Here is a 13,919-nt window from a genome sequence, read left to right on the forward strand (position 1 = left end):
GCCAATCCTCCTTTGAAGTGTTCATCCGTTCCTTGTGTTAGCCTTCGCTAACTGTCCGAGAGTATATTATATTTCACATGGCAAGTCAACTATTTTTTGTCGTTTTGTATGAATTGTGGAATTTTTACACAGCTTTCGCCGATATTTTGGAATGGCATTTTTATGCTGGCTTTTCCTCTGTGAATAGGGAAGAGTGAATCAGTAAAAAGTAAACCCGCCAAACTTCCTTGAAGTTTGGCGGGTTTTGGCACCCCCGGCGAGAATCGAACTCACAACTAACCCTTAGGAGGGGCTTGTTATATCCATTTAACTACGGAGGCCTATGCACTTGTGGGGCGGTTCCAACCGCCTGATATATTGTACTCATTTCCGCCCAAACTGTCAATGCATCACAAGAACGTTTCTGGAATTGGGCCGGTTTTCTCCCCTTCTGCCGTTGCAATCCCACCCTTTTGGGGATATAATAAGTGACTGTGTTTGAATGGAATGTGGGGATACTGTCCACATCCATATGGTATTTTTTGGTTGCCTACAACCTCACAAATAAGGAGAACGAGAGATGCAGAACGAGAAATTGAGAAACGTAGCCATCATCGCCCACGTTGACCACGGCAAGACCACTCTGGTGGACGAAATGCTCAAGCAGGGCGGCATTTACCGGGAGAATCAGGCCACCGTGGACCGTGTCATGGACTCCAATGACCTGGAACGTGAGCGCGGCATCACCATTCTGGCCAAGAACACCGCAGTATTTTATAAGGATACCAAAATCAACATCGTGGATACCCCGGGCCACGCCGACTTTGGCGGCGAGGTGGAGCGCATCTTGAAGATGGTCAACGGCGTTATCCTGCTGGTGGACGCCGCCGAAGGCCCCATGCCTCAGACCCGTTTCGTGCTCTCCCGTGCTCTGGAGCTGGGCCACCGGGTCATCGTGGTGGTCAACAAGATTGACCGTCCCGACCAGCGCATCCACCAGGTGGTGGACGAGGTGCTGGAGCTGCTGATGGATCTGGACGCCACCGACGAGCAGCTGGACTCCCCCACCCTGTTCTGCTCCGGCCGTCAGGGCACCGCTTCCTACTCTCCCGACGTACCCGGCACCGATTTGGTACCCCTGTTCGAGACCATTCTGGAGTATATCCCCGCCCCCCAGTGCGAGCCCGAGGATCCTTTCCAGATGCTGGTCTCCTCCATCGACTACAACGAGTTTGTGGGCCGCATCGCCATTGGCCGCATTGAGCGTGGCACCATCAAGCAGAACCAGGAGATTGTGGTGTGCAACTACCACAACCCCGATGAGGTGAAGAAGGCCAAGGCCGTGAGCCTGTACACCTTCGATGGTCTGGCCCGCACCCCCGTCACCGAGGCCACCGCTGGCGAGATCATCGCCATGAGCGGCATTGGCGACATCACCATCGGTGACACCATCTGCGCCAAGGACGTGGTGGAGCCCATGGAGTTTGTGAAAATCTCCGCCCCCACCCTGGAGATGACCTTCTCCGTCAACGACTCCCCCTTCGCCGGTCGCGAGGGTAAGTTCGTCACCAGCCGTCAGCTGCGGGACCGTCTGTTCCGGGAAACCCTGAAGGACGTGTCCCTGCGGGTCACCGAGGTGGAGGACTCCACCGACTCCTTCAACGTGGCTGGCCGCGGCGAGATGTCCCTGTCCATCCTCATTGAGACCATGCGCCGAGAGGGCTATGAATTCCAGGTCTCTCCCCCCCGCGTGCTCTACCAGGAGATCGACGGGGTCAAGTGCGAGCCTGTGGAGCGCGTGGTCACCGACGTGCCCTCCGACAACGTGGGCGCTGTCATGGAGAAGCTGGGCGCCCGCAAGGCCGAATTTCTCTCCATGACCCCTGTGGGCAACCGCATGAAGCTGGAGTTCCTGGTCCCCTCCCGTGGTCTGTTTGGCTACCGCAACGAGTTTTTGACCGACACCAAGGGCGAAGGCATCATGGCCTCCGTCTTTGAGAAGTACGTGCCCTACAAGGGCGATATCCAGCGTCGCAACACCGGCTCTCTGGTAGCCCACGAGACCGGCGAGTCCGTGGCCTACGGCCTGTTTGCCGCCCAGGATCGCGGCGCACTGTTCATCGGCGCTGGTGTGCCCGTGTATGAGGGCATGGTGGTGGGCGTGTGCCCCAAGATGGAGGACATCACCGTCAACGTCTGCCGCAAAAAGCAGCTGACCAACATGCGTGCTTCCGGCTCTGACGAGGCTCTGCGTCTGGTGCCTCCCCGTATTCTCTCCCTGGAGCAGTGCCTGGAGTTTCTGGCCGACGACGAGATTCTGGAGGTCACCCCCGAGAATCTGCGCCTGCGCAAGCGCATTCTCAACCACGAGCAGCGCATGAAGGCCCAGAAGGGTAAGAAGTCCTAAAGCACTTCAAAACCATTTAAAAAAGTCAGTGGTAACCGCCGAAATGGCGGTTACCACTGACTTTTTTGCAGCTCATAAAAATGATCTTACTCTGGTATACAAAAGAGCTCTTCCATCTTCACACCAAAAACTTGTGATAAACCATACAACTCTATGTCTGTCACCGTCCGGGTCTTGTCCTCAATGCGTGAGATCGACCCACGGCAGACATAAATGGCCATTGTCTCAAGTTGATTGGAAACGGCCTGTTGACTCATGCCTCTGGCAAGCCGCAATTCTTTCACCTTGTCCCCTACCATATTCATGGCTTTGCCGTCAATAATTCTTGCCAATTGCCCACCACCCCTTGTCTTGACACAGGACATACCGTTAAGCTATACTATTTTTCAAAGCAAGTTGTCTTATGACAGGACAAAGCAAAAATAAATAGGGGAGAATAGAAAACGCGTGGCAGCAGCCGAGAAATGAATGAAACCGTCATTCTTGGTTGGGATTACTTCCCCTATAATGAGGAATTACCACAAGTTTTAACGGAAGAACCAGAGTTGCTTTGACAGAGAAAGAAATACTCCTTATTTTTAGCCCTTTTATATTGTTGTGCGCAAAAAAAGATGTGTCGTAAAACTTTCGTTTTGCGACACATCCTTTTTGTTGGTTAGTAGAGAAGATTGGAGAAGAAATTAGTCACTCCGTTGGACAGCAGCCGTTCCAGGAACTGCCCCAGCGTGATGGTCTCCCCATTCAAGGACAAGGTGATACCCGATAGCGTCTGCATCACGCAGGGCTGCACCACCCACCAGTTCAGCGCCAGCACCAACAGCATTCCCAACAGGTAGCACAGCCAGAACCGGCCGCTGCTCTGCTCGCCGCACACCGCTTGGGCGGACAGGGTGCCCAGCACCACCGCCGTCAGGCAGGCCAGCACCACCAGACCCAGGGCCAGGTTCAGCGAGAAGAAGGCGCACACATAGGCCACCAGCAGCACCACTGTGGTCACGCCGCCGTTGACGCTGTTGGCGATGTACACGTCCAGAAGGCTGCTGTCGCTTTTGAAGATACGGCTGAGGGCAAAGAGCATCAGGGTGAACAAAGCCATGCCCACCACCCCAATGATGAGGCCAAACAAAATGCTGCCCAGGGGATTGCCCCGCACCGTGAGCACCAGTTCTGTGCCCAACAGGTTGCCCAAACTGCTGAAACCACCCAGAGAGCTGCGGAGCATTCCGGCCACCTGGCCCGCCATGTTCCACAACAGGGCGATGACCACCACCACCCGGATGACGGACATGGTCACTGCTACGGTGAGGTTTTTCTCCGCCACCGCTGTGCGCACCGCCTGCACGGGTGAGTCCCAATACTGGGCAAAGAAGGGTTTCAGGCTCTTGGCAGCGTGGACGGTGGTGTCCCGCACCTGCTTGCCCATCTGGGCAAACTGTTGAGAGGTCTGTCCCCCAGGCTGGCCCTGATTCTGGGTTCCATATCCTCCAGGTTGGTGCTGATACCCATACCCGTTGGCCCCCGGCTGCTGGTACTGATATCCGGAGGACTGTCCATCTGCGCCCGACTGTTGATATCGGTATCCGGAAGGCGCATTTTCCTCTTGGGGCTGGGGATTGCTGTTCTCTTCCGGCGGGTTTTCCGCCTCATTCTGCTGCGTATCCTGGGCAAGCCCGTAGCTGTACCCCTGGGGCTCCGCTGGGGTGGGTGGAGCCGGAACAGGTTCCGCCTCCGGCTGGGTTGTGGACGGCTGGGACTGGGGGCATGTACAGGTCTGCCCATCCTCTAAGGGCGCGCCGCAATACTCACAATACCGCATAACATCTCCTCCTCGGTTGGGGCCGCCTGGGGTGGCGGGCCGAATTGTCCGCATTCGTGTCTCTTCCACAAAATTCGGGTAACCTCATCCTAACACTTTTGCATGCAAAAGTAAATGTTTGTTTCTGGGAACCCCTTCTCTCCTCCGCTGTCCTCTTTCTTGCGGGGTGAGAAGGTACATGGTATAATATCCGCAAAACGGCTATTATACCGGATTTTATAGCCGTTTTTCTCGTCCCTTGCGGGATAACCGAAAAACATGGCGTTATACCATTCCGGCGTTGCCGTCATGGTATAAGAACCGCAAAACAGTCCCATTTGCCCTGTGATTATGGGCTCAAAGGAGTTTCTATGAATCTTTTACTTCACATCTGCTGTGCCCCCTGTTCGGTGGCCTGCATCCAGCAACTGCGGGAGGAGGGCATCGCCCCCACCGGCTTCTGGTACAATCCCAACATCCACCCTTTCCTGGAATACAAGGCCCGTCGGGACACCCTGCGCCAGTACGCCCAGGACATTGACCTGCCCCTCATCGAGGTGGACGACTACGGCCTGCGGGAATTCACCGCCGCCGTAGCATCCAACTCAGACGCCCGGTGCTCTTGGTGCTACGCCCGCCGCTTTGAAGAGACCGCCAAAACCGCTGTGGAAAAGGGCTTTACCCACTTTACTTCCACCCTCTTGGTCTCCCCCTACCAAAACCGGGAGCTGATGTGTGAGATCGGGGAAAAGGTGGGAAAGAAATACGGGGTAGAATTCGCCCCCTACGACTTCCGCCCCCGCTTCAAGGACGGACAGGAGCAGGCCCGGGCGCTGGGCCTGTACATGCAAAAATACTGCGGCTGCATTTACAGCGAGGAGGACCGGTTCTCCAACCGCCGGAAAAAGCAACTGCACAAGCTGCACAAACAGCAGGCGGCCCAGGCCGCCGCAGAAGGGAGATAACCGCCATGGCATTGGAAGAAGGAAAGGTATACCACGCCCATGTGGAGCGCTACGCCAGCGACGGCACCGGCGTGGCCCGTGTGGACGGCATGGTGGTCTTTGTCCATGGAGCGATTCGGGGAGAAGATGCCGATATTTGCATTGAGCACGTGGGCCACAACGCCGCCTGGGCTCACATTGTCACCCTCCACACCCCCTCTCCCGCCCGGGTGGAGCCGGACTGTCCTCACTACCACCAGTGCGGAGGTTGTCAGTTCCGGCACATGACCTACGAGGAGGAACTCAACGCCAAACGTCAGCGGGTGGAAGATGCCCTCCACCGCCTGGGCGGTTTGGATGTGCCCGTGTCCGCCATTCACGGGGCCCAGGACACCCAGGGTTACCGCAATAAAGTACAATTCCCGGTCAGCGGGGACGGCATCGGCTATTACCGCGCCCGCACCCACCAGGTCATTGACATCCCCCACTGTCACCTCCAGCCCCGGGTGGACAGCGTGTGCCGCCAGGTGGTGGCGGACTGGATGAAACAGTACCACATTCCCGCCTACCAGGAAAAGACGGGAAAAGGTCTGGTTCGCCACCTGTATCTGCGCACCAACCAGGCGGGCCAAGCGCTGTGCTGCCTCATTGTCAACGGCAAACAGCTGCCCCACGCCCAAGAGCTAGTGGAGGCGTTGCAAACTGCTGTTCCCTCCCTATTAGGTTTAGTTTTGTCGGTAAACACCCGAAAAACCAACGTAATTTTGGGTACAGAGTACCATACCCTGTGGGGCCAGGACTGGCTGGAGGAGACCCTGTGCGGCCACACCTTCCGCCTCTCCGTCCCCTCCTTCTTCCAGATCAACCAGCCCCAGACCCAGGTGCTCTACTCCCGGGCGGTGGAGTTTGCTGGTCTCACCGGCGCGGAGACGGTGGTGGACCTATACTGCGGTATCGGTACCATTTCCCTGACCATGGCGGAACACGCCGCAAAGGTCATCGGCGTGGAAGTGGTGCCCCAGGCCATCGAGGACGCCAAGGAAAACGCCCGCCGCAACGGTTTGGCGGACAAAACCCGGTTTTTGTGCGGCGACGCCTCCCAGCTGGCCCTTCAGTTGGAGCAAGAGGGCGTCACCCCCGATGTCATCGTGGTGGATCCGCCTCGGAAGGGGCTGGCCCCCGACGTGGTGGATACCATCGCCCGTATGGCGCCGCCTCGGGTGGTGTATGTCTCCTGCGACCCCGCCACCCTGGGCCGGGATTTGAAGCAGTTTGCCGCCCTGGGCTATGCGGCCCAGCGGGCGGAGGCAGTGGATTTGTTCCCGAGAACAGCCCATATAGAAACTGTCGTTTCTCTCTCCAAAATCTGAGATGGGAGGGAAAAAACCATGCTTATCATTTTGAAAATCGCCATTTTGATTTTCCTTGTCATGGAGCTATCCAACATTGTCATTTTGTACTTCAAGCCCGACTTCCAATACGGCAACAGCATGAATACCTTCAAACAGTGGCATGCCGCCCAGCACAAGGAATCGGATCGGCTGTTTGTGCAGTATCTGGTGAACTGGGTGGCAAACTGCAAGCTGATTTTCCTGGCCCTTCTGGCGGTGGTCTTGCTGGTTGGGGGAGAAACCATCACTCTATGCGCCGTTGTCGCCACCATTTCCTCCATCGCCATCTACTTCGTCACCCTCCACCCCATCCTGGCTAAGCTGGATGCCATGGGCGAAATTCAGCCAAAGGGGTACAGCAAGACGCTGGCTCGGACCATCGGCGCATTTATTGTCATGTTTTCTGCCGCGCTTGTCCTTTATTTCATCCTTTAATTTCCCACACCATACAAAGGAACTCACTATGAAAAAACTCAATCTCAAACAACTGCTTTCCGTCTCCCTGACCCTGTTTGCCATCTTCTTCGGGGCGGGAAATATGATCTTTCCCCCGGCCATGGGTCAGCTGGCGGGCACCAACTTTGTGGCCGCCCTGGCGGGCTTCATCCTCACCGACGCTGGCATTGCCATTTTGGGCATGATCGCGGTGGTGCTGGTGGGCTCCTCCATGAGCGATTTGGGTTCCTTGGTGAGCAAAAAGTTCGCTGTATTCCTCTCTGTGGGCATTTATCTGCTCATTGGCCCCCTGTTTGCCCTGCCTCGCACCGGCAGCGCCTCCTTTGAGCTGGCCCTGCTGCCCTACATCCCCCAGAACTATACCTGGGCCTTCTCCCTGCTGTTCACCGGGTGTTTCTTCGCCCTGACCTACTACCTGAGCAGCAACCCCAGCAAGGTGGTGGATGTGGTGGGTCGGTACATGACCCCCATTTTGCTCATCAGTATCCTGGTCATTTTCCTGGGCTGTGTGTTCACCGATCCCGTCCAAACCGACACCATCCAGTATGGCACTCTGGGCGCTCCCCAGCAGGATTACAACTCCATTCCCTTTTTCAAAGGCATGATGGAGGGGTATCTGGCCCTGGACGGCCCGGCGGGGTTGGCCTTTGCCATCATCGTCATCAACGCCTTAAAGGGCTACGGGGTGGAGAACAAGAAGAGCATTGTGAAATACACCGTCCTGTGCGGCATTGGAGCCGCCTTGTTTTTGTCTGTGGTGTACTTCATGCTCTCCTACGCCGGGGCCATCACCGCCACTTCCTTTGCCAACGGCGGGGCCTTGCTCCACGCGTTGACCTCCTCCCTGTTCGGTCCGGTGGGTGGTCTGGTGCTGGGCCTGGCGGTGCTGCTGGCCTGCCTGACCACCTCCATCGGCCTGACCACCTCCTTTTTCCGACTATTTCACCGAATTGTTTCCCTCTGTCTCCTACAAGAAGATGGCCGCAGCGGTGTGTCTCTTTAGCTTTGTCATCAGTAATGTGGGCCTGTCCCAGCTCATTCGTTTCTCTCTGCCGGTACTGATGATGATCTACCCCGTGAGCGTGGTGCTCATCCTCCTGTCCTTCTTCAAAACCTACATTGCCCACCGGCGCATGGTGTACATAGGCGGCATGGTCATGGCCTTCCTTGCCTCTTTTGTCCACGCTCTGGACACCGCCGGGGTCTCTTTTGGGCTGACCCAGCTGGCCAAGCAGTATCTTCCCTTCTATGCCCTGGGGTTGGGGTGGCTGGTCCCCGCCCTGGTGGGAGTGTGCCTTGGATTGCTGCCCTTTTGGCCCATGAATCGGAACGCAGGAAACTTGGCAAGTTAAATCATCCCCAGAAAGGTGGGATTCTCGTGCACCATACAGGCACCCAACTTCTCCAATCCCAGCGTCTGCTTCTCCGCCCCTTCCAACTGTCCGATGTGGACAGCTGCGTGAACAACTGGGCTACCGACCCCGCCACCTACCGCTATTTGAGCCAGGAACCCCGTACTCCACAGCAGGTATATGACTGGCTCTCCACAGCAAAGCAAGCATACGCCAACCCCGAGACCTATTACTGGGCCATAGTAGAAAAGAGCAGCAACCAGGTGGTGGGCGAGATCTTTGTGGACGACTTCAGTTCCCGCAACCGCTGGTGTGAACTGGACTGGAAGGTGGGCCAACGGGTTCAGGGTAACGGCTATGCCACCCAAGCCGCTGGGCTTGTCCTGGACTATCTGCGAAATGAGGTGGGCTTCCACCGCATCCAGGCCAAATGCTGTGTGGAAAACCACGCCTCCCGACGTGTGATGGAAAAGTTGGGCATGGTTCCGGAAGGAGTCTTGCACGACTTCTTTCTGGGGAAGGATGGCCGCTGGATGGATGTGGTGATGTATGCCCTTCTGGGCTGACACACCCCCCAAATCGTCCACCCACGGGAGACACTCCATTTCCAACTGGAAATCCCATATTTTTTCTTTTCCGTGGTAAAGTGCTAGTATAATCGATAAACCTAAGGCCAAGTCTCACCTGGAACCACCAGATGGGGCTTGGCCTTTTTCTTGCTCCTGGTTGTATCTGCACAATAGACAAACTTTCTCCACACGTGGACATTTTCCTGGAACTTCTCTTGACATCAACCACGCTACCATGTTAAATTATCCTCTATCTTGACTAAAAAGTTCCGTTCTTTCCGTTTATTAAGGAATTTTTAAGACTTATTTTGTGGAATTTGGAATTTTCAGGTTTGTATCAGGGACAAGCCCCGGGCTTTTGGTTTCCCGCCTGTGAGAGAGGGCGTGGGTGTGGAAGCAGGCCGGACAGGCTTGTGTCTTTTGCAATACAACGATTCACACAAGAGGAGGATGTCAATGAAACGCATCAAGCAAGTCATGAGTCTGCTTCTGGCTGCCCCGCTGGTGTGTGCAGTCCTGGCCGGTTCCGCCTTGGCTGCCAACGAAAACGCCCTGTGGGCGCAGCTGAAACAGAGCTCCGGTGCCGTTGCGGCGGTGATGGAAACCAACGCCGCGGTCACCGACGGCGCCATTCAGGTGACCTTTGACCCCAACAAGCTGACCTACGTCAGCTGTGACTTTGAGGGTGCTCAGGAGCAGTACAAGCCCCACGTGGCCATGCACGCCGTCAACGACAGCAAGGCCGGGGACGGCGTGGTACGCATTTCCTGGGTGGCCTCCGACGCCAACGCTGTCCAGGGCGGCACCGAAGCCCTGTTCCAGGTGAATTTTAAGGCGAAAGCGGATGCTGTGGCCGCCGGTGACCTCTCCATCTCCGGCACTGCCAGCACCTGGGACGGAAAGGCCGTCACCGTGGTGAAGGACTCCGCCACACAGCCCCAGCCCACCCAGCCGCCGGTGGAGCCCTCCGCCGCACCCACCATGCAGCCTACCGCTCAACCCACGGTCCAGCCCACCACGCAACCCACTGCCCAACCCACAGGGGCGCCCACAGCCCCCTCCACCGCATCCCCCAGTCAGCAGCCTGCTCAGCCCAACGGCGGTGATGATGGTCAGACCCCGGCCACTGGATCGGAGCAAAAGCAGCCTTCCACCGGTGACCACGCCAACCTGATCCTCTATCTGGGTCTGGCTGTGGCCTGTGCCGCTGGCCTGGGCCTGGCTGTGGTGGCAAGAAACAAAAGGAGGGATGCAGAATGAAACACAAGCGTTGGTTGGCTCTGGCCCTGGCCCTGAGCCTTACCGTATCCACGGCGGTGGGCACCCGCTCCGCCGCGTTTGCCGCCCAAACCGGCGATTCCAATGTGGCCTTTAGCCAAGTGGATGCCCCCGACCAAACTCTGGACCTGACCCGGCAGGATGCCGTGGAACAGGACCAGCTGGCCGCGGCTCCCGCTCCCGATGAGGATGTGCGGGTCATCATTGTCATGGACGGAGACAGCGTGGTGGAGGCCAATCCCGCTGCCCGGTACAGCGAGGAAACCGCCCAGCAGATGGACCAGATCAAAGCCTCCCAGGACGAGGTCATTGCCGACATCGAGCAAAATGCCCTGGACGGGGACTCCCTGTCCGTGACCTACCAGTACAGCTACCTCATCAACGGCGTGGCCGCCACCATCCCCTATGGAAAAATGGCGGACATCGAGGCGGTGGACGGGGTACGCCAGGTGGTCATGCAGACCGTCTATCAGCCCTGCGCCACCCAGCCCGGCATCGCCTACCCCACCACCATCTCCGACGGCGTGATGATCGGCCGGGAGAGCACCTGGGCCAAGGGGTACAACGGCAACGGCATGAAAATCGCCGTCATCGACACCGGTCTGGATATGACCCACCAGAACTTTGCCGCCCTCCCCGACAACGTGCTCACCGATGCCAGCCTGACCCAGAACGATGTGGCCGGAGTGCTGAAAAACCTCAACGCCTACCGCCGCTTCCAGGGCCTCAAGGCCGAGCAGCTCTACCGCAACACCAAGGTTCCCTTCGGCTACAACTATGTGGACGACAGCCTGGATGTCACCCACGCCAACGACAAGCAGGGCGACCACGGCACCCACGTCTCCGGCATTGCTGCGGCCAACAAGGTGGCCCAGTCCGAGGTGGTGGGCGTGGCTCCCAACGCCCAGCTGCTGGTGATGAAGGTGTTTGGCGTCAAGGGCGGCGCTTACACCCAGGACTGGGTGGCCGCTCTGGAGGACGCCATGCTGCTGGGTGCGGACGTGGTGAACATGAGCCTGGGCGCCAACGCCGGTTTCACCACCGACGCCGACTGGGTCAACCAAGTGTTCAACCGGGTGGCGGACACCGGCACCGTGCTGTGCATCTCCGCCGGTAACGCCTACACCGCCGGATATGGCAACGCCTTTGGCCACAACGCCAACCTCACCTCCAACCCGGACAACGCCATTCTGGGCACCCCCGGCGCCTACGCCAACGCCCTGTCGGTGGCCAGCGTGGACAACGCCTACACCATGTCCGACTACATCACCGTAGGGGATGACCACAAAATCGCCTACCAAAACGGTGCCAGCGGCACCAACCAGCCCTTCAACTCCCTGGCCGGTACCCCCCAGCAGGTGGTGGCCGTACCCGGGGCGGGCAGCGCCGAGGACTTTGCCCAGGTGGACGTCAAGGGCAAGATCGCCCTGGTGCAGCGAGGTGTCATCGCCTTCACCGAGAAGTACGATAACGCCCAAAAGGCCGGGGCCGTGGGCTGCTTCATCTACAACAACCAGGCCGGTACCATTACCATGGACCTGAGCCAGAGCAAGTCCACCATCCCCTGCGCCTCCCTGACCATGTCCGACGGCGCTTACCTGCTCTCCGCTTTGGCGTCCAACCCCAACCTGACCATTTCCGTGGGGGCGGATCAGACCCTCATCGCCAGTGACACCGCCTATCAGATGAGCGACTTCTCCTCCTGGGGTGTCACCCCCTCTCTGACCCTGGAGCCGGATCTCACCGCTCCCGGCGGCAACATCTACTCCACCACCGACAAGGGCACCTATGGTTTGATGAGCGGCACCTCCATGGCCTCTCCCAACCTGGCCGGTATCTCCGCCCTGGTCAAGCAGTACGCTCTGTCCCCCGACGGTCTGGGCAAAACCGACGGAGCCAAGACCAATTCCCTGGTCCGGGCGCTGCTCATGAGCACCTCCACCCCCCTGATGTACCAAAACCAGAACGGCCTCTACTACTCCCCCCGCAAGCAGGGCGCAGGTCTGGCCAACGCCTACGCCTCGGTGAGCACCAAAGCCTACCTCAGCGTGGACGGCAGCGACGTGCCCAAGGCCCAGCTGGGTGACGACGCCCAGAAAACCGGCGCCTACGCCTTTGACTTCCACGTCACCAACTTTGGCGACACCCCCCTGTACTATCACCTGACCACCGTGGCCCAGTCCGAAGATGTCACCCAGGCCGACGGGCGCACCTTTATGTCCGGCGCTCCCAAGGCCCTGGACGCGGTGACCACCGAGAACACCGATGCCCTGGTGTTGACCCATGACCTCAACGGCAGCGGCCAGTGCGATTCCCACGACGCCTACCTCATCTACCAGGCCGCCGTGGCCGGCAAGGCCCAGGACGCCAACTGGTCCGACGTCACCTTCCGCTACAACACCAACGGGGACGAGACGGTGGACCAGGCCGACGTACAGGCCTACCTCAACGCCCTGGTGGACCTGGACAGTAATGCCAACCTGAGCGCCAAGGCGGTGGAGGTGAAGGCTGGTGCCACCCAGACCGTCCATGTGGCCGTGACCTTGGCGGACACCGACAAGGCCTTCTTCCAGAACAACTACCCCAACGGCGGCTATGTGGAGGGCTTTACCTTCCTCACCGCTTTGAACGCCAATGGCACCGACCTGTCCCTGCCCTATCTGGGCTTCTACGGGGACTGGACCCAGGCCCCCATCTTTGACGGCGACAACAATAACCCCGACACCCGTGGCTTCTTCTGGGGGGACAAGGACAACACCTTCTACAACCAGTACATGAGCGCGGTGTGGACCCAGATGGGCGGCAAGGCCTCCCAGTGGATTCCCGGCGCCAACCCCTTCGTGGACGAGGCCTTTGACCTGCGCCATGTCTCCATCTCCCCCAATGGCGACGGCTCCTGCGACTACCTGGACGGCATGTATGTCTCCCTGCTGCGCAACGCCGCCGACCTCACCTTCACCTACTCCAACACCGACACCGGGGAAGTGTACTTCACCGACTCCACCCAGCACGTGCCCAAAACCTTCTTCGTGCCCTCGGAGAACCTGTGCATCCCCCACGTCTATAAGCCCACCTACCAGTTCACCGATGCCCAGGGTCAGCCCTTGCCCAACAACACCAAGGTAACCCTGAACATTGCCGCCACCCTGGACTTCCCCGGCGCCCGGCCCCAGACCAAGACCCTGGAGCTCACCGTGGACACCGCAGCCCCCGAACTGATCTCCGCCCAGGCCACCCAGGGCGAGAACGGCCAGCGTCAGCTGACCCTCACCTTCCGGGACAACCTGTCTGTGGCCGGTGTGACCTTCCTGGACAGCGCCAGCGGCAAGCCTCTGGAACGGCACGGGGCGGACGATGCCCAGGCCACCCGGGACGAGCAGGGCAACCTGGTGTGGACCCAGACCTATGACGTGTCCAAACTGGGCGACCACTTCGCTGTAGTGCTGGGAGACTATGCCATGAACCTGTCCCAGTACACCATGGATATGACCCAAACCAGCGCCCCCACCCAGCCCACGCCCTGACGCCTCCCAGCGTCTGATGAGGAAAAGCCCGGACGGCATCTGATATGCTCCCTCTATGAGAGACAGTGAAATAAAACACTGTCAATCATGGAGGGAGCATTGTCGTGCCAAGGAAGCAAAAGTTAGGTGTAGAAGAAAAGATCAAGATTATACGAGATTATCTCAAGGGACAGATCAGCATAAGTGAAGCGGCTCGGAGAGGCAAGGTTTCAGGTGAGACAGTC

Annotated in this window: 11 protein-coding genes and 1 tRNA gene; 9 read left to right on the plus strand and 3 right to left on the minus strand. The window is 58.4% G+C overall.

Features of this window, described 5'->3' with window-relative positions:
* Positions 1-245: 245 nt before the first annotated feature.
* A tRNA-Arg gene (locus B5G37_RS06700) sits at positions 246-320 on the minus strand.
* 239 nt (positions 321-559) lie between these two features.
* Here B5G37_RS06700 and typA point away from each other — a divergent pair.
* On the plus strand, positions 560-2,386 hold the full coding sequence (gene typA / locus B5G37_RS06705) for a translational GTPase TypA (RefSeq protein WP_087255753.1): 1,827 nt from the start codon (positions 560-562) through the stop codon (positions 2,384-2,386).
* A gap of 86 nt (positions 2,387-2,472) precedes the next feature.
* Here typA and B5G37_RS06710 read toward each other — a convergent pair whose 3' ends face one another.
* Together B5G37_RS06710 and B5G37_RS06715 are read right to left on the minus strand one after the other, a co-directional pair.
* On the minus strand, positions 2,473-2,718 hold the full coding sequence (locus B5G37_RS06710; protein WP_087255755.1) for a helix-turn-helix transcriptional regulator: 246 nt from the start codon (positions 2,716-2,718) through the stop codon (positions 2,473-2,475).
* Between the two features lie 323 nt (positions 2,719-3,041).
* Positions 3,042-4,202, minus strand: coding sequence for a hypothetical protein (locus B5G37_RS06715; RefSeq protein ID WP_087255757.1), 1,161 nt, complete (start codon positions 4,200-4,202; stop codon positions 3,042-3,044).
* Between the two features lie 350 nt (positions 4,203-4,552).
* Between B5G37_RS06715 and B5G37_RS06720 the strand changes: the two genes are divergently transcribed.
* The 8 genes from B5G37_RS06720 to B5G37_RS06750 all read left to right on the plus strand — a co-directional run bounded on the left by B5G37_RS06720 (position 4,553) and on the right by B5G37_RS06750 (position 13,695).
* A complete protein-coding gene (locus B5G37_RS06720) occupies positions 4,553-5,146 on the plus strand; it encodes an epoxyqueuosine reductase QueH (RefSeq protein WP_087255759.1) in 594 nt (197 codons plus the stop codon).
* A 5-nt stretch (positions 5,147-5,151) separates the two neighbouring features.
* The gene (gene rlmD / locus B5G37_RS06725; RefSeq protein ID WP_087255762.1) at positions 5,152-6,495 is read left to right on the plus strand and encodes a 23S rRNA (uracil(1939)-C(5))-methyltransferase RlmD; all 1,344 of its coding nucleotides are present in this window, start codon (positions 5,152-5,154) and stop codon (positions 6,493-6,495) included.
* Between the two features lie 18 nt (positions 6,496-6,513).
* Entirely contained in the window at positions 6,514-6,951 is a 438-nt protein-coding gene (locus B5G37_RS06730; RefSeq protein ID WP_087255764.1) for a hypothetical protein, read from the plus strand.
* 28 nt (positions 6,952-6,979) lie between these two features.
* Complete coding sequence (gene brnQ, locus B5G37_RS06735) at positions 6,980-7,975, plus strand: branched-chain amino acid transport system II carrier protein (RefSeq protein ID WP_275532975.1); 996 nt, start codon at positions 6,980-6,982, stop codon at positions 7,973-7,975.
* Positions 7,962-8,324: a branched-chain amino acid transport system II carrier protein gene (locus tag B5G37_RS15860; RefSeq protein ID WP_275532976.1), complete on the plus strand. Its 363-nt coding sequence runs from the start codon at positions 7,962-7,964 to the stop codon at positions 8,322-8,324. The genes brnQ and B5G37_RS15860 overlap by 14 nt, the downstream gene beginning before the upstream one ends.
* Before the next feature lie 26 nt (positions 8,325-8,350).
* Positions 8,351-8,890: a GNAT family N-acetyltransferase gene (locus B5G37_RS06740; RefSeq protein ID WP_158099363.1), complete on the plus strand. Its 540-nt coding sequence runs from the start codon at positions 8,351-8,353 to the stop codon at positions 8,888-8,890.
* Positions 8,891-9,349: 459 nt separating this feature from the next.
* Positions 9,350-10,153, plus strand: coding sequence for a PT domain-containing protein (locus tag B5G37_RS15865; protein ID WP_087255768.1), 804 nt, complete (start codon positions 9,350-9,352; stop codon positions 10,151-10,153).
* Positions 10,150-13,695, plus strand: a complete 3,546-nt coding sequence (locus B5G37_RS06750; protein WP_087255770.1) for a S8 family serine peptidase — start codon at positions 10,150-10,152, stop codon at positions 13,693-13,695. Before B5G37_RS15865 ends, B5G37_RS06750 begins: the two co-directional genes overlap by 4 nt.
* Positions 13,696-13,919: the final 224 nt, after the last annotated feature.

The organism is Pseudoflavonifractor sp. An85 (assembly GCF_002161235.1).
Lineage (GTDB): Bacteria > Bacillota > Clostridia > Oscillospirales > Oscillospiraceae > Enterenecus.

What these genes read in the sequence shown, in the direction of transcription:
- B5G37_RS06730 (WP_087255764.1), top strand. Translation starts at nt 6,514, where the DNA reads ATGCTTATCATTTTGAAAATCGCCATTTTGATTTTCCTTGTCATGGAG.
- B5G37_RS06715 (WP_087255757.1), bottom strand. Translation starts at nt 4,202, where the DNA reads ATGCGGTATTGTGAGTATTGCGGCGCGCCCTTAGAGGATGGGCAGACC.
- brnQ (WP_275532975.1), top strand. Translation starts at nt 6,980, where the DNA reads ATGAAAAAACTCAATCTCAAACAACTGCTTTCCGTCTCCCTGACCCTG.
- B5G37_RS06720 (WP_087255759.1), top strand. Translation starts at nt 4,553, where the DNA reads ATGAATCTTTTACTTCACATCTGCTGTGCCCCCTGTTCGGTGGCCTGC.
- rlmD (WP_087255762.1), top strand. Translation starts at nt 5,152, where the DNA reads ATGGCATTGGAAGAAGGAAAGGTATACCACGCCCATGTGGAGCGCTAC.
- B5G37_RS06750 (WP_087255770.1), top strand. Translation starts at nt 10,150, where the DNA reads ATGAAACACAAGCGTTGGTTGGCTCTGGCCCTGGCCCTGAGCCTTACC.
- typA (WP_087255753.1), top strand. Translation starts at nt 560, where the DNA reads ATGCAGAACGAGAAATTGAGAAACGTAGCCATCATCGCCCACGTTGAC.
- B5G37_RS15865 (WP_087255768.1), top strand. Translation starts at nt 9,350, where the DNA reads ATGAAACGCATCAAGCAAGTCATGAGTCTGCTTCTGGCTGCCCCGCTG.